We start from the raw sequence: 17,946 nt of genomic DNA, 5'->3' as shown, positions 1-17,946 counted from the left end.
GGGGCGGGCCCGGCACCGTCCACGGTCCAGGCTCAGCCCTGCCTACACTGCGCCGCGTGGACCAGGCCGCACCGCACACCGTCAACTCGTTCGCGTACGACCTGCGCGCGCTCGGCGTCGCCCGGGGTGACGTCCTGCTGCTGCACTCGTCGTACCGGAGTCTTGGTTTCGTCGCCGGCGGCACCGAGGCGGTGGTGTGGGCGCTGCTCGAGACGCTCGGACGGGAAGGCACCCTCGTCGTGCCGACGCACACCCCGGACAACACGGACCCGGCCGGGTGGCGGGATCCGCCCGTACCCGAGGCGTGGTGGCCGGTCATCCGCGAGCAGACGCCCGGCTTCGACCCGGCGCGCACGCCGAGCCGGTGGATGGGCGCCGTCGCCGAGACGGTACGCACCTGGCCCGGCGGCCGCCGCAGCGATCATCCGCAGGTGTCGTTCGCCGCGATCGGCGCGCACGCCCCCGACGTCGTGGACGGACACCGCCTCGACGACGCGCTGGGCGAGCACTCCCCGCTGGGTGCGGTGTACCGGCTCGACGGCAAGGTGCTGCTGCTCGGCTGCGGCCACAGCTCCAACACCTCGCTGCACCTGGCGGAATGGCGGCAGGCGGCGGCGCCGCGGGCGGTGACGGGCTCGGCGGTACGGCTGCCGGACGGCACGAGCCGGTGGACCACGTGGACCGACGTCGTCACCGACGAGGACGATTTCGACCAGGTGGGCGCCGACTTCGAGGCGACAGGCGCCACGACAACCGGCCGGGTCGGCACCGCAACGGCCCGGCTGATGCGCCAGCGCACACTGGTCGACTTCGCCACCGCCTGGATGGCCGCCAACCGCGGGCGTTGACCTCCCGTCGCGCGCGGATTCTTCGTCGATGCTGCGAGGGCACCGGGTACGACGGGCCGCGCGTTCAGTCCGGCTTGGGGGCGAAGGGGTTGCGGCGGGGCTGGCGCAGTTCCCACTCGGCCGGGCACAGGTGGGTCCACGCGGCTCCCGTCACCGATCGCCGGTCGGGCAGCTCGTCGCCCCAGGCCGGCAGGTGGCTCTCGACCTGCCGGACGTAGCGCTCGTAGACGACAAGCTCGCGGTACTCCGGATCGTGCCGCCACAGCGCGTACGGTTGTTCGCGCAACCAGTCGCACGCCGCGTCGCCCTCGGCGACCAGGTCCGCAGTCGGCGGCAACACCGCCAGCGGCCTGTCGTTCTGCCGGTCGCCGTACTGCTTGAGGTGCGCCAGGTAGCCGTCCTCGTTCCGAGGGTGGGTCACGTGGACGCCGACAACGGTCACCGGTACGGCGAGCAGCGCGGTCCCGGCCAGCGCCGACACCACCCACAGGCGTCTGTTCACGCGGCAACCATAGGCCGCGGTACATCTGTCCGCCGCCCCCCTGACAGCGGTGGACCCCGCCTACGATCCTGCGCATGAACTCGCCACGCCGGCGCCTCCTCAGCTGCCTCGTCGTGCCGTTGCTGGCTGCCTGCGGCGCCGAACCGTCCGAGACGGTGCCGCCGCCGGCATACACCTGCTGTGCGGACCTGGACGTCGACAAGCCCTACCACCCGGGCCAGACCCTGACCGTGCGGTGGACGGTCGAGCCGGGCTCCACCTCGTCGCAGGTCGAGTTGACCGCACATCTGACGGGCCCGTACGGCACCGTGGACGACCTCAAGGCCGCCTCGGCAGTCCCAGGGCTGGTCACCTTCACGGCCGCGGCGGTCCGGCCGGCGGGCGCTCCCGGCGAACGCCCCGTCAGCACAATCGTGATCGGCCCCGACGCCGAGCCGGGCTTCTACGACCTGGTCACCTCAGTGATCGACGGGGGCAACGCCACGTCCAGCGGCAGCAGCGTCGTCCAGGTCGCGGCCACGCAATGAGCGCCGAAAAAGCGTCATCGACTGCACCCACCCTCGGGTTGGCGCGAAGCGACGCGCAGCGAAAGCCCCTACCGAGATGACAATGGACGACGACGGTGATCGAAGGAGCTTCCCGTGATTGCCGGCGACCGGTCAGGACGGAACCTGGGCAAGCCTGAGCACGTGTTCGAAGCCGCGTTTCCGCGCGGGCGAATCCACCATCGGCAGGATCAGCGCTGGTATACCGGCAGAAACCGATCCGCCGTCACCGGCAGGATGATCACCGACCATCAGGGTCTGGCCCGGTGCGGCATGGAGGGCTTCGAGGGCGGCACCCCAGATCCGAGGGTCCGGTTTGACGAAGCCGACCTCGTAGGACAGTACGAACGCATCGACACAGCCGTCGAGTCCGTGCCGCGCGAAGCATGTGCGGATGTCCCAGCCGACGTTGCTGACGACACCGACGCGAACACCGCTGTCACGCAATGCGGACAGGGTGGCGACGGTGTCGGCGTACGGCTCGATCGCCTCGGCGTGTGTTTCGTGCAACATCGATGCCAGCGCCTGGTCCACCCCGGGAATCTGTTTCAGCACGGCGAGGATCGCCCGATCCCAGACTCGCGGATCCAGATCTCGGGCGATGTGGGCCGGATCCGTGGCCGTCTCCCGCAACAGTTCCGCGAAGTCGCCGGCAATACGGTGCGCCTCGCCGGCAGCCAATGCCCGGTCGATCGATGCCGCCGCGTTGCCCACCCAGCGCTCCGAGTTCCTGGCGAACAGAGTCCAGGCGAAGTCGAACAGCACTGTCGTCACGGGCTTGGCGGTCACCGCATCACCCTAGATCAACACGAAGATTACCGGGCTTTCTGGAGCGGCTATGTCTCGTGGCGAGCCAGGTTCGGCCCGGCACCAGCCGCCTCGGAACTCGACTCCGGGGACGCCGTCGATCAGGCGGCTGATGTCCACCACAGCCCCGAGCGACGCGGAGATGCTGCCGTGCAGCTCTGCGACCGCCGATTCGAGGTCGTCGTCTTCCGTCTGCCAGTCCACATCCGCATCTCGCAGCTCGGCGACTGCGCGATCGGTTAGTGCCTCGATGTCGGTGACCAGGACGTCGAGCCTGCAGTACAGGTGCAGAGGAAGCGGTGTCGAGGCGTGCGGATTTTCCACCCGGTAAGCATGCCGAAGCAAGCGTGAGTGAGGAAGATGCGCGCCCGCCGGGGGTGGCGCCCAGAGCCCCCGCGCCCGTGCCCGCTCGCTGGCTGCGACCTCGCAGACGGGGATACTCATCAGGTGGACGAGCGCGCCGAGTCAGCGATCGAAGCAGTTCGAGGCTACGCCGCCGCCCTGACGTACATTCGGTCGCGTTTGTTCGACGCCTACGCGGATCTCGGATGCGTCTCGGATCTGATGGCGGCAGTGAGGCATTCACGAAGGATGCCTCGGGAGGGCATGGCGAGCACTGGTATCGAGTACTCGGTTCATGGCGCCGGCTGCCGGATGACCGATCAGCACGACCAGGAGGTCGACATCGACCAGGTCGGCGGTGTTGAGGCATTCGACGTCTGGCGGATCACGCGCTTCCTGGACCGGAGTTCGGGAGCACGCCCCTCGGTCGAGGAGTTGCGTACGGCATGTGTCAACCTGGTGTCGGCTCCGCCTGAAAACTGACCCCGTGGTTCCGGCTGAATTTTGACCCCTTCCGGAAGCATCGGGAGGTGCTGAGCGTGGAGGACTGGGCGGAGATCCGTCGGTTGCACCGGGCGGAGCGGATGGCGATCAAGGCCATCTGCCGTCGGCTGGGGGTCTCGCGGAACACGGTGCGCAAGGCCTTGGCCAGTCATGAGCCGCCCCGCTATCAGCGGGCGGCGAAGGGCTCGATCGTGGACGCGGTCGAGCCGCAGATCAGGGCGTTGTTGGCGGAGTTCCCGGACATGCCGACGACGGTGATCATGGAGCGGGTCGGGTGGACTCGCGGCAAGACGGTGTTCTCTGATCGGGTGCAGCAGCTGCGGCCGTTGTTCCGCCGGCCGGATCCGGCCCAGCGGACGGAGTATCTGCCGGGTGAGCTGGCGCAGTGTGATCTGTGGTTCCCGCCGGCGGACGTGCCGTTGGGCTTCGGGCAGGTCGGTCGGCCGCCGGTGCTGGTGATGGTGTCGGGGTATTCGCGGTGGCTGTCTGCGGTGATGATCCCGTCGCGGCAGTCGCCGGACCTGCTGGTCGGACACTGGACGCTGATCTCCGGCTGGGGGCGGGTGCCCAAGGCGTTGGTGTGGGACAACGAGTCCGCCGTCGGGCAGTGGCGGGCCGGTCGGCCTCAGCTGACCGAGGCGATGAACGCCTTCCGCGGCACCCTCGGCATCAAGGTGATCCAGTGCCGGCCGGCGGACCCGGAATCGAAGGGCTTGGTGGAGCGGGCTAACGGCTATCTGGAGACGTCGTTCCTGCCCGGTCGTCGCTTCGCCTCACCCGGCGACTTCAACGCTCAGCTCACCGAGTGGTTGGTGCGGGCGAACAACCGCCAGCACCGGATGCTGGGCTGCCGCCCGGCGGAGCGGTGGGACGCCGACCGGCAGGTGATGCTGCCGCTGCCGCCGGTCGCGCCGGTGGTCGGGTGGCGGCAGGCCACCCGGCTGCCCCGCGATCACTACGTCCGCTTGGACGGCAACGACTACTCGGTGCACCCGTCAGTGGTCGGCCGGCGGGTCGAGGTCACCGCCGACTGCGACCACGTGACGGTGCTCTGCGACGGCCGACCGGTGGCCCGGCACGACCGTTGCTGGGCCAAGCATCAGAGCATCACCGACCTCGCACACCGGCAAGCCGCCGCCGATCTGCGCATCGCCGCCCAACGCACCCCGACGGCCGCCGTCGACGCCCAAGTTGAACGCCGGCCGTTGAGCGACTACGACCGGATGTTCGGCCTGGACGAGGTGGCTGCGTGATGGCCGCCAAGACCAGCCGCAACGTCGCATCCGAGATCGCGTTCCTCACCCGTGCCCTGAAGGCGCCGTCCCTGGCCGCGTCGGTGGAGCGCCTGGCGGAGCGGGCCCGGGCAGAGTCGTGGACGCATGAGGAGTTCCTCGCCGCCTGCCTGCAACGCGAGGTCGCCGCCCGCGAAGCCCACGGCGGAGAAGGACGCATTCGGGCAGCCAGGTTCCCGGCCCGCAAGAGCCTGGAGGAGTTCGACTTCGACCACCAACGGTCGTTGAAGCGGGAGACCATCGCCCATCTGGGAACCCTCGACTTCATCACCGGCCGAGAGAACGTCGTCTTCCTGGGCCCGCCCGGCACCGGCAAAACCCACCTGTCCATCGGCCTCGGGATCCGGGCCTGCCAGGCCGGGCATCGGGTCGCGTTCGCCACCGCCGCCCAGTGGGTGTCTCGCCTGGCTGATGCCCACCATGCCGGCCGGCTGCAGGACGAGCTGGTCAAGCTCGGCCGGATCCCGCTGCTGATCGTCGACGAGGTCGGCTACATCCCCTTCGAAGCCGAAGCCGCGAACCTGTTCTTCCAGCTCGTCTCCAACCGCTACGAACGAGCCTCGCTGATCGTCACCAGCAACAAGCCCTTCGGCCGCTGGGGCGAAGTGTTCGGCGACGATGTCGTCGCCGCGGCCATGATCGACCGCCTCGTCCACCACGCCGAGGTCATCTCGATGAAGGGCGACAGCTACCGCCTCAAAGACCGCGACCTCGGCCGCGTCCCCGCAGCCACCAAGACCAACGACTGAACATCAACAACCAGCGAGGGGGTCAACATTCGGCCGGAACAGAGGGGTCAAAGTTCAGCCGGCGTTGACACCTGGTCGAGCTGGGCGAGCTGCGAGAGGTGCAGGCCGGCCGCTGGTACGCCCTGCCCGATCACTGATTCGACCCACCGCGCACCTTCTGCCGAGCTGACAGGCATCCCACAGGACCCTTCGCGCCCGAGACGCTCGAGGTCCGATCAGCCGATCGGTGGTGAATCGATCGAGGGTCTCGGCATCCCCCGCACCGCCCGCTTCACCATCAGCGGCAGTCCGAGGCGGTCGACGATGGTCGACAGTGCGTCTGACATGTATCGTCACGCTTCCGCAAGATCCGCGAGATGGGATACGACGTGACGGTACGACGGTTCGGGCTCTGCGTGGCGGTTGCTGCGACGCTGCTCACCGCCTCGGCGTGTGGCCGCGTCGACGAGATGCCGAGCACGCCCACTGCCGTGGCGGCGAGTACCGCTACGGAGCCACCCATCGCAACGCCCACGGCGCCGACGGCCACGCCGAGCCGCACACCCGAGTCCTCCCCGACCGCCCGGCCCTCGGGGACCGCGCGGCCCTCCGGAACTCCCCGGTCCTCGGGAGCCCCCGCGGCGGCGCCCACGACCAGGAAGACCACGCAAGTGGCCGCCACCAGCAACAAGGCGGCCTGCACCGCCGTCAAGGGCTCGTTGGAGAAGGCCATCGCCGGTCTGATCACCCTGGGCGGGGTCGCCGCGAGTTCGACGGTAGAGGCCGAGCTCGTCAATGCCCGGGCGGAGGCGTCCACCCGGCTGATCAACCTCGGTGCGGTGGCGAACCGGGTGGCCGGCGAACAGGCGGATCGCACCCTGCGGAGCAACTTCAGGGCGCTCGCCGTGGCCGCCGGCCTGAAGGACGTCCAGGTCCGCTCGATCAAGCCCAAGCTCTCGAATGCGGAAGGGCTCGTGAAGGTCGCGAGCGACACCGGCGACCTGGAGAGCGCGGTCGACAAGCTCGAGCCGACCTGCGGCAGGTACTGGTAGCTCGGCTGAGTAGCGCGTTTCGCGTGGTGGGCGGCGGGCTCCTGGCAGTGGAAACGCCTCTCGACGTCTCCCACCACTCCCCGCCCGCCCGCCGACCTCCTGCGGACCGGACGCGGACCGCTGCCGACCATGAGTGCAGACAGATCACCGATGACGGCATCGAAGGCGTCCCGCCTTTCGATACGGTGACACTTCACGAGTCGCGCCCTTACCGTCGATGGCCTCGCCGTTCAGGAGGTGACGCGCGTGCACAGGACCAGCCGTATGGTGTGGTGGCCGCTCAGCGTCTGCCTGATGGTGACGTCGGCAGCCTGCACGTCCTCAAGCGACTCCTCCCGGGGCGAGGCCGGCCCACCCGCGCCAACTGCGTCTCCGGGCACTGACCTCAGCGCGTCCCCGTCGCTTGACGTGAGCGCCAGGCAGGAGCCGTGTACCGTGTCTGTCGATGTGATCAAGGAACCGCCGGCGGCTTATCGGCTCGTGGGAGAGGACGTTGCGGTGCCCGCCCGGCCGGTGCTTCAAGCAGAGGAATCGGGGCAGTCGGATCCGGCAGCCCGGCTGTTCGCCAAATGGGGGCTGGTCGTACGCGGCGGCGCGGTGGTTGACCTTCGGGTGGCTTCCGGCTGGGAGGACAGGGCGCGCCTCGGATGGGGCTCGTCAGTGGTGCCGGCCGTGAGCGCCCATGTGCGCGCCTGCGCACCTGTCGATGACCAACCTCGGTGGCTGGCCTTCGTCGGCGGCACCTGGGTTGCGCGGCCAACCTGCCTACCGCTCACCATTCGGTCGCGGGGGCAGACGGCGCAGGTGCAGCTGGGCATCGGTGTCCCTTGCGACGGAACCGACCCGCCGAGTTCCTAGGAACGCTCGCCAGAGGAAACGCCGCTCGATATCCCTCCCTCGGCAACATGGCTTGAGGCTTACTCACCTAGGGCTCGAGCGTGGCGGGCATGCTGAAAGCGGTGACGTGACGGGCACCGATGAAGGCGTTGCTCTCGACGATCTTTCCGTTCTCGATCCGGAGTACGTCGACGACCAACGCCTCGTAGTGCGGGCTGCCGGGCCGACGGAGATAGTTGATCAGCGCCGGGCGCCCGTTGGCCGAGGTGGGAAACGTACGCCAGTCGAGCGGTCGGCCGAGGAACTCCGCGGCCGCGTCGATCCCGACGACCGGCGGCTCGGGCGGCATCGTGATCCGTACGTCCTCGGCGAGCAGTGCCCGGATCGTCTCCGGGTCCTTCGCGCTGGCGTAGCGGCGCAGGATCGCTTCGTCCTCCCTGGTGAGCTGCGGGCGGCGCCAGTCCTTCGGGTCCGACGGAGCGCGCCGCCGGAGGGTGTGGCGGGCCCGCTGGAGGAGGCTGTTGACGGCCGCTACGGGGGTGCCGAGCGAGGTCGCGATCTCCTGCGGCGTCCAGCCGTAGACGTCGCGCAGCACGAAGGCCGCCCGCTGCCGCGGCGGCAGGTACATGAGCGCGGCGATCACGGCCAGCTCGACGGTCTCCCGGGCGGCGAGGCCGGTCTGTGGATCGTCGGCCAGCAGGGCGTCGGGATAGGGACCGAGCTCGGTGGACCACTCCAGCGCATCACCGTAGGGAACCGTCCGGTGACCGGCCGCCTTGCGGCTGTCCAGGAAGATGTTCGTGGCGATCCGGTAGAACCAGGTGCGCGCTGACGCCCGACCCTCGAAGCGGTCGCGAGCCCGCCAGGCACGCAGGAAGGTCTCCTGCACCAGGTCGTCCGCGTCGGTGACGTTCCCGGCGAGGCGGTAGCAGTGGACGTGCAGTTCACGCCGGTGCTCGTCGAAGGCGCGCTGCAGCCAGACTGCCTGCTCGTCAGGCGAGTCGGACATGTGATTTCCCCGGGACTGAGTGGTGCTCACAACCGTACTGACGACCGCGGACCCCATCCGTCATCGGTCACCGATGACAATCGCCGACTCGGTCGTCTGTACCTGTGACCGATCCCCCTCCACGAAGGAGACAGCCATGACGACAACCCCCACGTCCGACGCCGCCGCGCCCCCGGTCGTCGACCGGGAGACCTGGCTGCGCAAGCGCGACGAACTGCTCGTACGGGAGAAGGCCCATACCCGCGAAGGAGACGCGATCGCAGCCGCTCGTCGTCAGCTGCCGATGACCTTGATGCCGGCGGTGACAGTGCGGGGCCCTGGCGGGGACATCCCGCTGGTGGAAGTGTTCGAGGGCCGCCGGATGCTCATCGCCTACTTCCACATGTGGCACGACGGCAATCCGTACGAGCATCAGTGTGAGGGGTGCACCTTCTCGACCTGTCACATGCAGACGCTGGACTACCTGCACGCTCGGGACGTCACCTATGCCGTGTTCTGCGAGGGTCCCTACGACGAAAGTGCCCCGTTCGCGGAGTTCATGGACTACCGGTTCCCCTGGTATTCGGCGAAGCACTCCGACCCGGCTCTGGCCGACGGTCGTCACTTCGGGTTCATCGCGTGCTACCTGCGCGACGGGGACAAGGTCTACGAGACCTACTGGACCACCGGGCGGGGCGTTGAGGCGTTGATGACCACCTACCACGCCCTGGACCTCACGGTGTACGGCCGGCAGGAGAACTGGGAGAACTCGCCTGAAGGCTGGCCGCGGGTCAACGGGCACCCGTGGCGTCTCGACGGCCGCCCCACCGCGCAGTGGTCGCGCCCCGGCGTCGCACCGCGATGACGTCCTGATCATGGCAGCGGCCATCACCGGGACGCGTCCCGCTTGACGTCCATCAGCTCAAGCACCTCGTCGCTGAGTCCATGGATCGCGATGTCGTCACGGTGGCTCTCCCACCGCTCGCGGTCGAGCACCAGGTTGATCTGCTCCTGACGGGCACCGTCGAAGGTCCGAATAGTGGTGCCGTTCGACTGATAGCCAAGCGACCACGAGACTCCCAGCGACGGCGCGTTGGTGGACCAGGCGGCGGACTCGGCGCGATCCGCTCCCAGCCCGGCGAACGCAAGGTGCAGGATGGCGCGCCGCATCTCCTTGCCATAACCACGCCGCTGGAACCGCCGCGCGATCCATGACCCCGTCGAAACGGTCTTCGTGATCCCGAAATCCTGCGCGCCGATCTCCTGCACCCCGACGCACGCGCCATCGACCTTCACAGCCATGACCAGGTTCCATCTGCTCGGCCGCCAGTCCGCCAGGGACGCCCAGTAGTACCGCAAGAACGACCACTCTGCCTGGGGAGACGGTCCGGACTCCCATCCCGCTACTGGCGAACGCGCCAGAAAGCGGTTCTGCGGATCGTAGATGCCGGCTGCCGCATGGATCGCCAGTTCAGCAAGCTCGTCCTCACCCGGCACAGCCAGCTCAAGCACGGACGTCGTCACCCGCAGACGGTGCACGGGCCAGATCTCGGCCAATGTCATCCGAGCATCATGCCCCGTCCTGCCGTCTGCCGTCGCCCGACGATGGTGGCGGATCTCTGAGGCGGGCCGGGGTTCGGGGCGGAGCCGCGAGGTCTTCAAGCTCTTGTCGTCCGTCAGCGTGGCCGGTCGGCGCGGGCCCGCTCGCGGGCCGCCTTGATCTGACAGAGCGGAATTCGGCAACGCAGACCGCACGGGCCATGTCTTCCGTCGGCTGATGCGCGACACCCGTCCGCCAACTGATCGGCGACACCTACGCGCTGGTCGCGGCATGAGCGAGCGTCAGCGATGATGGCGCGACCGTTCAGATGGGGAAACGATGACGACACGACCGACTCTGTTCCTGACGGTAGGACTGCCAGGCACCGGGAAGACCACAGAAGCGCGGCGCATAGAAGCCGAGGAGCAGGCTCTTCGCCTCACGAAGGACGAGTGGGTAAAGGCCCTGTACGGCCTCGCGAACCCGCCGTCGGCCTCGGACGTGATCGAAGGACGGCTCATCGAGATTGGGCTGCGCGCCCTCAATCTCGGCATCAACGTCGTCATCGACTTCGGCCTCTGGGGTCGAGATGAGCGCTCCGCGCTAAGGCAGGCAGCTGCCGACCTCGGCGCGGCGGTGGAGATGCGCTACTTCGAACTCCCACCGGCCGAGCAACGGAGGCGACTCGACCAGCGCCAAGCCGAAGAGCCGCACACGACGTGGCACATGTCCGACGAGGAACTCGCCAGGTGGGCTGCCATCATCAGCATCCCGACCGAAGGGGAACTCGACGGCAGTGAACCTGTCGATTGCCCGCCGGCAGGATTCGCGACTTGGGAGGAATGGCGCAGGCATCGCTGGCCTCCATCGGTCCCCTGACACAAACGATTCCCAAGCCCGCCACCCGTCGGCAGATACGGATGCTCGGGCACGCTTCGGCGGCCATGACGTTGGACGTGTAAGCGCACCTGTTCGAGGACGAAGTGGCTAACCAGGGAAAACATGTGGTGGGGCGGGCGGGGTTCGAACCCGCGACCGAGGGATTATGAGTCCCCTGCTCTAACCGGCTGAGCTACCGCCCCGTGACCGCGCCGGATCGTAACCCGCCGATCGCTGCGCGGACCACCACCTACCGGGCGGAAACACGGCCGCGACAGCACGATGGGCTACGCGAGGATAACAACGCGCAACCCGTCGACCAATCGCTCACGCTCGCCGCAACTGCGCGAGGACCGCGCCGGCCGTCCGCCACCCGCTGGCGAGCGCTCCCTGGATGGACGGGCTGTCCCGGTGGTCGCCTGCTACGTACAGGCCGTCGCCGAGCGCCACCGGTTTGCGCAGCCGGCCCTGTGGTGGCGGTGCGGCCGGGAGCGCCTCCGGCACGGCGACGGTGGTGAGGTGGGTCCAGTCGGCGGTGGAGCGGCCGTAGAGGCGGTCCAGTTCGCGCCGGATCACCGGTTCGGGCGGTGCCTGCGGGCCGACCACCGAGGTGGCGACCAAATGCTGGCCGTCGGGGGCGTACGTGGGCGCGGCCCGGCTCACCACCACCGTGTTGGCGACGAGCTCGCGCCGGTCGCCGTCGAGCAGCAGGATCGGCTCGTCCAGTGGCGCCGTGCCGGAGCGGTGGTAGTAGGTGGTGTACGCGTGCATGCGTACCCGCGGCAGCCCTGGCAGCAGCGTGGCCGCCGCCGGCGGGTCGGCGGCGACCACGACGGCGCGGGCGGTGATCTCGCCGGACGGGGTGCGGACCCGGCCGGGCGCGACCTCGGTGACCGGGCTGTTCAGCTCGATCAGCTCGGCGGGAAGCGGCGCGGCGAGCGCCCGGGGCAGCGCCGCCATGCCGTCCGCCGGCAGGCCGATCCGGCCCCGGGCGAAGGAGCGCATGATGACCGCGAGGACGTGGCTGGAGGTGGCCAGCTCGCGGTCGAGCAGCACGCCGGACAGGAACGGCCGCAGCAGTTCCTCGATGATCGCGTCGGAGAGCCCGGCCCTTCGCAGCGCCGTCTCGGCGGTGGTCTCGGGTGTGCCGAGCAGCCGCCCGACCGGCACCGTCGCGTAGCCGGCGGCGAGCGCGGCGAACCGCAACCGGTCGGTCAGTGATCCGATGCCGGCGGTGAGCGTGCCGGGCGCGCCGGTCGGTTCGCGCAGCGGGTTGACCAGGCGTTCCAGCCGGTCGCCACGGCGTACCAGCACGCCGGGCGTGAACCAGCCCATCCCGAGCGCGCCGACGTCGACCAGGCCGGTGAGTCGCGGGTACGCGGCGTTGAGCACCTGGAAGCCGCGGTCCAGCAGGAACCCGTCGACCCGGTCGGTGGCGACCCGCCCGCCGAGCCGGTCGCCCGCTTCCAGCAGCCGCCACGGCACGCCCGCGCGGTGCAGCCGCCGGGCGGCGGCGAGACCGGCCAGGCCGCCGCCGACGACCACCACGTCCGTGTCAGGCACGGTCCACCCCCGCCCCGGCCCGGTCGCCCTCGCGGTGCGACCGCGACAAGCGGCCCGGCCACCAGACCTTCGGCCCGATGTCGTACGCGAGCGCGGGCACCAGCAGCGAGCGGACCACGATGGTGTCGAGGAGGACGCCGACGGCTACCGCCACGCCCAGCTCGACGAGCACCACGAGCGGCAGGACGGAGAGCGCGGAGAACGTGGCGGCGAGCACGATGCCGGCGGAGGTGATCACGCCGCCGGTGACGGCCAGTCCGGCGAGCACACCGGCGCGGGTGCCGCGGCGTACCGACTCCTCGCGGACCCGGCTCATCAGGAAGATGTTGTAGTCGATGCCGAGCGCGACCAGGAAGACGAACGCGAACAGCGGGAAGGACTGGTCGACGCCGGGGAAGTCGAAGACGTACCGGAACAGCAGCGCGCACAGGCCCAGCGTGGCCAGGAACGACAGCACCACCGTGGCGATCAGCAGCACCGGGGCGACGAGGGCGCGCAGCAGCAGGGCCAGGATGACCGCGATGACGAGCAGCACCACCGGGATGATGACGTCGCGGTCGCGTACCGAGGCGTCGGCGGTGTCGACGTTGATCGCGGTGAACCCGCCGACCACGGCGTCGGCGCCGGGTACCCGGTGCACCGCCTCGCGCAGTTCGCGGATGGTGCGTTCGGCGCCGTTGCTGTCCGGCGCGTCGGCGAGCGTGACGTTGAGCTGCACCCGCCCGTCGACCACCTTCGGGGGCGCGTCCGGGTCGGGCGGCGCGTTCTCGCCCCGCTCGCCGAGCGGCAGCACCGAGGCGACTCCCGGTACGCCCTGCGCCACCTGGGCGACCTGCCGCGCGGTGTCCTGGGTGGTGAAGACGGTGGCGGGGCTGCCGGTGCCGGCCGGGAAGTGCCTGTCGATGACCTCCTGCCCGGCCACCGAGTCGGTGCGCTGGGTGAACAGCTGGGACTGACCGAGGGTGGTGGCGCCGAGCTGGGTCACCCCGATCGCGAGGGCGGCGAGCGCGACGGCGGTGACGACCCAGACGGTACGCGCGCGGCGCGCCACGAAACCGGCGATCCGCGCCCAGATGCCGTGCTCGGCGCGCGGGTCGGCCTGGTCGTACCGGGGTCGCCGGGGCCAGAACGCCCAGCGGCCGCCGAGGACCAGCAGCGCGGGCAGGAACGTGAGCATCACCAGCAGCGTGGCGGCGATGCCGACGGCGCTGACCGGGCCGAGCGCGCGGTTGGAGTTGAGGCTGGACAGCAGCAGGCAGAGCAGGCTGACGATGACTGTGGCGCCCGAGGCGACGATGGCCGGGGCGGCGCCCTTCCAGGCGGTCCGCATCGCGTCCCAGGGCCGCTCGTGCCGGTGCAGTTCCTCCCGGTAGCGGGCGATGAGCAGCAGCGCGTAGTCGGTGCCGGCGCCGAAGACGAGCACGGTGAGGATGCCCTGCGCCTGCCCGTTGAGCTTGACGATGTCGTGGTCGGCGAGCAGGTAGACGAAGACGGCGGCGAGCGAGTACGACATCCCGGCGGCCAGCAGCGGGAAGATCCACAGCACCGGGCTGCGGTAGACGACGAGCAGGATGACGAGCACCACTGTGAGCGTGACCAGCAGCAGCGGCCCGTCGATCGCGCTGAACACCTCGATCAGGTCGCCGAGCAGCCCGGCGGGTCCGGCCACGTCGACGGTGAGCCCGTCGCGGTCCGGGCCGGCGATGTCGCGCAGGCGTTCCACAACGGACCGGATCTGTTCGCCCTCGGCGCTGTCGATCGGCACGATCACCTGGGCGGCCTGCTTGTCCTGGCTGACGATCGGCGGCGGCAGCGGGCCGACCACGCCCGGCACCTCCGCGAAGCGGGCCGCGTCGGCCTGGATGCGCTGCTGGTCGGCCGGGGTGAGGCCGCCGGGGCGTTCGTAGACCACGAGTGCCGGGGTGGTCTCCCGGTCGACGAATCCGGCGGCGAGGTCCTGCGCCCGGGTGGCCTCGGCGTCGGCCGGCAGGAAGGAGGCGTTGTCGTTGGTGGAGACCTCGCCGAGCTTGCCGGAGTACGGGCCGGCGATGCCGCCGACGATCAGCCAGCCGAGCACCACCGCCACCGCGATCAGCGTCGCGGTCCAGCGGCTGCGTCCTGCGGCCATCTCCACCGTCCTCGAATCGACGCATCAATCGACGCAGCGGGAGTCTAGGTCGACGCCGACCATCCTGCCCGGCGAACGAGGACTCGCGGGCGGAAACCGGGCAGCCGGGCACGCGCGAGGGGAGGCAGGAACGACGAACGCCCGCCGGATCTACCGACGGGCGTGACGTGGAGCGAAGCTCCCCCGATTGGACTCGAACCAATAACCTGCCGGTTAACAGCCGGCTGCTCTGCCAATTGAGCTACAGGGGACCGTGCACCGCTCGGTTCGGATCTCTCCGCTCCGTGCGACGGGGACAAGAGTACAGGACATCGGGGGGTGGTGCGCCAGGGGGTTGCCGGGACCGGACCCGACCGGCGGACGCGCCAGAATTCCGGACAAATCGTCATCTCGGCACAGGGAGGCATGAGCGGAGAGCAGGATGGGTAGTTAGCCGTCGACAGAGAACGCAGGCGCGAGACGGTCGTTCCGCCAAGCTGGCGGGAAACCGGCGAGAGCGTCAGGTACGGAAGGAGCCGCCATGCGCGGAAAGATCATGTTTCTTGGCGGGCTGGCTGCGGGATTCGTCCTGGGCGCCCGTGCCGGCCGGGAGAAGTACGAGGAGCTGGTGGTCCGCGGGCGCAAGGTGCTCGACCACCCGACCGTCCAGGAGGCGGCCGGGGTCGCGCAGGCCCAGGCGAACCGGCTCTACTCGGAGGGCAAGGACAAGCTGGGGCAGACCAAGCTCGGTGAGAAGCTCGCCACCAACGGCGGCAAGCCGGGCATGACCGACGCCGACAAGCCGTTCGCCGGTACGCCGGCCGCGGTCGGCAGCCGCAGCGCCAACGGGACGGGCTCGACCAGCGCGTCCGGCTCGACCACCACCGGCACGAGCACCAAGCCGTCCAGCACCGGCAACACGCTCTGACGTAAGCGGACAGCGGGCCGGTCACCTCCGGGTGACCGGCCCGCTCCCGTGTGCGCGGGCGGCGGTGTGGCACATTCTCCGTGGGGAGGTGACCACATGCCGATGGTCGGACCGGAGACGGCGGATCAGGCGCGACTGCTGCGCCTGCTGCGCGACGACGGCCCACGCTCCCGGGTCGAACTGGCCGACCTCCTCGGCCTGCCTCGGGCCCGGTTCGCCGCCGAGGTGGACCGGCTGACCGCGCTCGGCCTGGTGGAGACCGCCGGTCCGGCCGCGTCCCGGGGCGGACGCCGCTCGTCGCTGCTGCGCATCGGCGCGCAGGTCCGGTTCGGTGCGGTGCTCGTCGGCGACGGCGTGCTGCGGGTCGCGCTCACCGACGGTGAGCTGAACCCGCTCGCCCGCCACGACGAGCCGGTGGACGTCCGGCTCGGCCCGGACGTGGTGGTCGGCCGCGTCGTCGAACTGCTCGGCAAGCTGCGCGTCGAGGCGGGACTGGCGTCGCTCACCGGCGTCGGCGTCGCGCTGCCCGCGCCGGTCGAGGTCCGCGACGGCACGCCGGTCTCCGCGCCGGCCCTGCCCGGCTGGCACCGCTACCCGGTACGCGACACGCTCGCCGCCGAACTGGGCTGCCCGGTGCAGGTGGACAACGACGCCAACGCGATGGCCCTCGGCGAACGGCACGCGGGCACCGGGCGCCCGTTCGACGACTTCCTCTACGTCAAGCTGGGTGAGGCGATCGGCTGCGGGCTGGTGCTCGCCGGCGCGCTGTACCGGGGCGCGGCCAGCGGGGCGGGCGACATCGGCCACTTCCAGCTCACCGAGGACGGGCCGCTCTGCGGCTGCGGCAACAACGGGTGTGTCGAGGCGTACTGCGGGGATGTCGCACTGGTGCGGGAGGCGGTGAGCGCCGCGCGGGCCGGGCGCTCGACGGCGCTGGCGGACCGGCTGGCGGCGGCCGGGACGCTGTCGGTGGCCGACGTGGCGGCGGCGGCCACCGAGGGCGACCCGGCGGCGCAGACGCTCGTGCGCGACGCCGCCCGCCGGCTCGGGCGGGTGCTGGTCGGGCTGGTCAGCTTCGTCAACCCGGCCATCGTGATCATCGGCGGTGCGCCGGCCGGGATCGGGCCGGTGCTGCTCGCGGAGATCCGGGGCGTGGTCTACCGGCGGTCCACGCCGCTGGCCACCGGCAGCATGCCGATCGTCCTGTCCGACCTCGGCGACACCGCCGGCCTGATAGGCGCGGCCCACCTGGTCAGCACCCAGACCTACGCCGCCCGCTAGCCCCCACCCCCGCGCCGCCCCACCCCACCCTCCACGCCGTCGATCTTGCACTTGCGGCCCACGGGATGTCGGTTACACCCGTTTTGGCAGGGCCGCAACTGCAAGATCGCGGGGGCGAGGAGGGCGGGGGCGGGGTGGGGTGGGGTGAGGTGAGGGGTCAGTCGCGGCTGCTGAAGGCGGCGTCGAAGGCGGCTGACGGGGCGTCGAAGGCCAGGCGGCGGACGAACTGGAGTGCCTCCGGCGCGCCGACCAGGCGGTCCATGCCGGCGTCCTCCCACTCGACCGAGATCGGGCCGTCGTAGCCGATCGCGTTCAGCGCCCGGAAGCAGTCCTCCCACGGCACGTCGCCGTGCCCGGTGGAGACGAAGTCCCAGCCGCGCCGCAGGTCGGCCCACGGCAGGTGGGAGGAGAGCCGGCCGCGCCGCCCGTCGCCGGTACGGACCTTCGCGTCCTTGCAGTCCACGTGGTAGATCCGGTCGGCGAAGTCGAAGATGAAGTTCACCGGGTCCAGTTCCTGCCAGACGAAGTGCGACGGGTCCCAGTTGAGCCCGAACGCCTCCCGGTGCCCGATTGCCTCCAGCGTGCGCTTGGTGGTCCAGTAGTCGTACGCGATCTCGCTGGGGTGCACCTCGTGCGCGAACCGCACGCCCACCTCGTCGAAGACGTCCAGGATCGGGTTCCACCTGTCGGCGAAGTCCTGGTAGCCGCGCTCGATCATGGCCGGCGGCACCGGCGGGAACATGGCCACCGTGTGCCAGATCGACGAACCGGTGAAGCCGACGACGGTACGGACGCCGAGCTTCGCCGCCGCCCGTGCGGTGTCCTTGATCTCCTCGGCGGCTCGCTGCCGCACCCCCTCCGGCTCGCCGTCGCCCCAGATCCGGGCCGGCAGGATGTCCTGGTGGCGCTCGTCGATCGGGTGGTCGCAGACCGCCTGGCCGACCAGGTGGTTGGAGATGGCGAACACCTGGAGGTTGTGCTTGGCCAGAGTGGCCCGCTTGCGCTCCACGTACGAGTCGTCGGCGAGCGCCTTGTCCACCTCGAAGTGGTCGCCCCAGCAGGCGATCTCCAGCCCGTCGTAGCCCCACTCGGCGGCGAGCCGGCAGACCTCGTCGAACGGCAGATCGGCCCACTGGCCGGTGAAGAGCGTGATGGGTCGCGCCATTGTCCTTCTCCCCTGTGGTGATGGGGGATTCCGTCACG

18 protein-coding genes and 2 tRNA genes are annotated in these 17,946 nt (G+C 70.3%); 10 read left to right on the top strand and 10 right to left on the bottom strand.

The annotated features are described in order from the left end of the window. The first annotated feature begins 56 nt into the window (after positions 1-56). Positions 57-848: an aminoglycoside N(3)-acetyltransferase gene (locus O7607_RS19680; RefSeq protein WP_269704660.1), complete on the top strand. Its 792-nt coding sequence runs from the start codon at positions 57-59 to the stop codon at positions 846-848. 64 nt (positions 849-912) lie between these two features. On the opposite strand, the gene O7607_RS19675 is transcribed toward O7607_RS19680, so the two are convergent. Continuing rightward, positions 913-1,350, bottom strand: a complete 438-nt coding sequence (locus O7607_RS19675; protein WP_269704659.1) for a hypothetical protein — start codon at positions 1,348-1,350, stop codon at positions 913-915. Between the two features lie 74 nt (positions 1,351-1,424). Between O7607_RS19675 and O7607_RS19670 the strand changes: the two genes are divergently transcribed. After that, the gene (locus tag O7607_RS19670) at positions 1,425-1,877 is read left to right on the top strand and encodes a hypothetical protein (protein ID WP_269704658.1); all 453 of its coding nucleotides are present in this window, start codon (positions 1,425-1,427) and stop codon (positions 1,875-1,877) included. 132 nt (positions 1,878-2,009) lie between these two features. Here O7607_RS19670 and O7607_RS19665 read toward each other — a convergent pair whose 3' ends face one another. Beyond that, complete coding sequence (locus O7607_RS19665) at positions 2,010-2,684, bottom strand: HAD family hydrolase (protein ID WP_269704657.1); 675 nt, start codon at positions 2,682-2,684, stop codon at positions 2,010-2,012. Between the two features lie 9 nt (positions 2,685-2,693). Next, positions 2,694-3,026, bottom strand: coding sequence for a hypothetical protein (locus tag O7607_RS19660; RefSeq protein ID WP_269704656.1), 333 nt, complete (start codon positions 3,024-3,026; stop codon positions 2,694-2,696). A gap of 123 nt (positions 3,027-3,149) precedes the next feature. Between O7607_RS19660 and O7607_RS19655 the strand changes: the two genes are divergently transcribed. The 4 genes from O7607_RS19655 to O7607_RS19640 all read left to right on the top strand — a co-directional run bounded on the left by O7607_RS19655 (position 3,150) and on the right by O7607_RS19640 (position 6,620). Continuing rightward, positions 3,150-3,527: a DUF6896 domain-containing protein gene (locus O7607_RS19655; protein WP_269704655.1), complete on the top strand. Its 378-nt coding sequence runs from the start codon at positions 3,150-3,152 to the stop codon at positions 3,525-3,527. A gap of 47 nt (positions 3,528-3,574) precedes the next feature. Further along, positions 3,575-4,801, top strand: a complete 1,227-nt coding sequence (gene istA / locus O7607_RS19650; RefSeq protein ID WP_269704654.1) for an IS21 family transposase — start codon at positions 3,575-3,577, stop codon at positions 4,799-4,801. Next, a complete protein-coding gene (gene istB / locus O7607_RS19645; RefSeq protein ID WP_242796383.1) occupies positions 4,801-5,589 on the top strand; it encodes an IS21-like element helper ATPase IstB in 789 nt (262 codons plus the stop codon). The genes istA and istB overlap by 1 nt, the downstream gene beginning before the upstream one ends. A 650-nt stretch (positions 5,590-6,239) precedes the next feature. Further along, entirely contained in the window at positions 6,240-6,620 is a 381-nt protein-coding gene (locus O7607_RS19640; RefSeq protein WP_269704653.1) for a hypothetical protein, read from the top strand. 925 nt (positions 6,621-7,545) lie between these two features. Here O7607_RS19640 and O7607_RS19635 read toward each other — a convergent pair. Beyond that, positions 7,546-8,466 (bottom strand): RNA polymerase subunit sigma-70, encoded by a 921-nt coding sequence (locus O7607_RS19635; RefSeq protein WP_269704652.1) that lies wholly within the window; start codon positions 8,464-8,466, stop codon positions 7,546-7,548. 136 nt (positions 8,467-8,602) lie between these two features. On the opposite strand from O7607_RS19635, the gene O7607_RS19630 reads away from it, so the two are divergent. Continuing rightward, entirely contained in the window at positions 8,603-9,310 is a 708-nt protein-coding gene (locus tag O7607_RS19630; RefSeq protein WP_269704651.1) for a DUF899 family protein, read from the top strand. Positions 9,311-9,333: 23 nt separating this feature from the next. On the opposite strand, the gene O7607_RS19625 is transcribed toward O7607_RS19630, so the two are convergent. After that, positions 9,334-10,008: a GNAT family N-acetyltransferase gene (locus O7607_RS19625; protein WP_269704650.1), complete on the bottom strand. Its 675-nt coding sequence runs from the start codon at positions 10,006-10,008 to the stop codon at positions 9,334-9,336. A 316-nt stretch (positions 10,009-10,324) separates the two neighbouring features. On the opposite strand from O7607_RS19625, the gene O7607_RS19620 reads away from it, so the two are divergent. Then, positions 10,325-10,864, top strand: coding sequence for an AAA family ATPase (locus O7607_RS19620; RefSeq protein ID WP_269704649.1), 540 nt, complete (start codon positions 10,325-10,327; stop codon positions 10,862-10,864). 126 nt (positions 10,865-10,990) lie between these two features. On the opposite strand, the gene O7607_RS19615 is transcribed toward O7607_RS19620, so the two are convergent. The 4 genes from O7607_RS19615 to O7607_RS19600 all read right to left on the bottom strand — a co-directional run bounded on the left by O7607_RS19615 (position 10,991) and on the right by O7607_RS19600 (position 14,806). Continuing rightward, a tRNA-Ile gene (locus O7607_RS19615) sits at positions 10,991-11,067 on the bottom strand. Positions 11,068-11,191: 124 nt separating this feature from the next. After that, complete coding sequence (locus O7607_RS19610) at positions 11,192-12,427, bottom strand: FAD-dependent oxidoreductase (RefSeq protein WP_269704648.1); 1,236 nt, start codon at positions 12,425-12,427, stop codon at positions 11,192-11,194. Continuing rightward, the gene (locus O7607_RS19605; RefSeq protein ID WP_269704647.1) at positions 12,420-14,555 is read right to left on the bottom strand and encodes an MMPL family transporter; all 2,136 of its coding nucleotides are present in this window, start codon (positions 14,553-14,555) and stop codon (positions 12,420-12,422) included. Before O7607_RS19605 ends, O7607_RS19610 begins: the two co-directional genes overlap by 8 nt. Before the next feature lie 178 nt (positions 14,556-14,733). Further along, positions 14,734-14,806: transfer RNA gene (locus tag O7607_RS19600), tRNA-Asn, on the bottom strand. 269 nt (positions 14,807-15,075) lie between these two features. Between O7607_RS19600 and O7607_RS19595 the strand changes: the two genes are divergently transcribed. Continuing rightward, entirely contained in the window at positions 15,076-15,462 is a 387-nt protein-coding gene (locus tag O7607_RS19595) for a hypothetical protein (protein ID WP_135241524.1), read from the top strand. 96 nt (positions 15,463-15,558) lie between these two features. After that, a complete protein-coding gene (locus O7607_RS19590; protein ID WP_269704646.1) occupies positions 15,559-16,743 on the top strand; it encodes an ROK family transcriptional regulator in 1,185 nt (394 codons plus the stop codon). Between the two features lie 157 nt (positions 16,744-16,900). Here O7607_RS19590 and O7607_RS19585 read toward each other — a convergent pair whose 3' ends face one another. Then, positions 16,901-17,908 carry a sugar phosphate isomerase/epimerase family protein gene (locus tag O7607_RS19585; protein WP_043329109.1) on the bottom strand — a complete coding sequence of 336 codons (1,008 nt, stop codon included), beginning with the start codon at positions 17,906-17,908 and terminating at the stop codon, positions 16,901-16,903. Positions 17,909-17,946: the final 38 nt, after the last annotated feature.

Source organism: Micromonospora sp. WMMA1949 (genome assembly GCF_027460145.1).
GTDB lineage: Bacteria > Actinomycetota > Actinomycetes > Mycobacteriales > Micromonosporaceae > Micromonospora.
The sequence above is the reverse complement of the archived record's forward strand: the minus strand, read 5'-3'. Positions and strand labels throughout refer to the sequence as shown.

Coding starts and splice junctions, on each gene's coding strand:
- O7607_RS19585 (WP_043329109.1), bottom strand. CDS start 17,908: ATGGCGCGACCCATCACGCTCTTCACCGGCCAGTGGGCCGATCTGCCG.
- istB (WP_242796383.1), top strand. CDS start 4,801: ATGGCCGCCAAGACCAGCCGCAACGTCGCATCCGAGATCGCGTTCCTC.
- O7607_RS19605 (WP_269704647.1), bottom strand. CDS start 14,555: ATGGCCGCAGGACGCAGCCGCTGGACCGCGACGCTGATCGCGGTGGCG.
- O7607_RS19625 (WP_269704650.1), bottom strand. CDS start 10,008: ATGACATTGGCCGAGATCTGGCCCGTGCACCGTCTGCGGGTGACGACG.
- O7607_RS19635 (WP_269704652.1), bottom strand. CDS start 8,466: ATGTCCGACTCGCCTGACGAGCAGGCAGTCTGGCTGCAGCGCGCCTTC.
- O7607_RS19670 (WP_269704658.1), top strand. CDS start 1,425: ATGAACTCGCCACGCCGGCGCCTCCTCAGCTGCCTCGTCGTGCCGTTG.
- O7607_RS19595 (WP_135241524.1), top strand. CDS start 15,076: ATGCGCGGAAAGATCATGTTTCTTGGCGGGCTGGCTGCGGGATTCGTC.
- O7607_RS19620 (WP_269704649.1), top strand. CDS start 10,325: ATGACGACACGACCGACTCTGTTCCTGACGGTAGGACTGCCAGGCACC.
- O7607_RS19590 (WP_269704646.1), top strand. CDS start 15,559: ATGCCGATGGTCGGACCGGAGACGGCGGATCAGGCGCGACTGCTGCGC.
- O7607_RS19630 (WP_269704651.1), top strand. CDS start 8,603: ATGACGACAACCCCCACGTCCGACGCCGCCGCGCCCCCGGTCGTCGAC.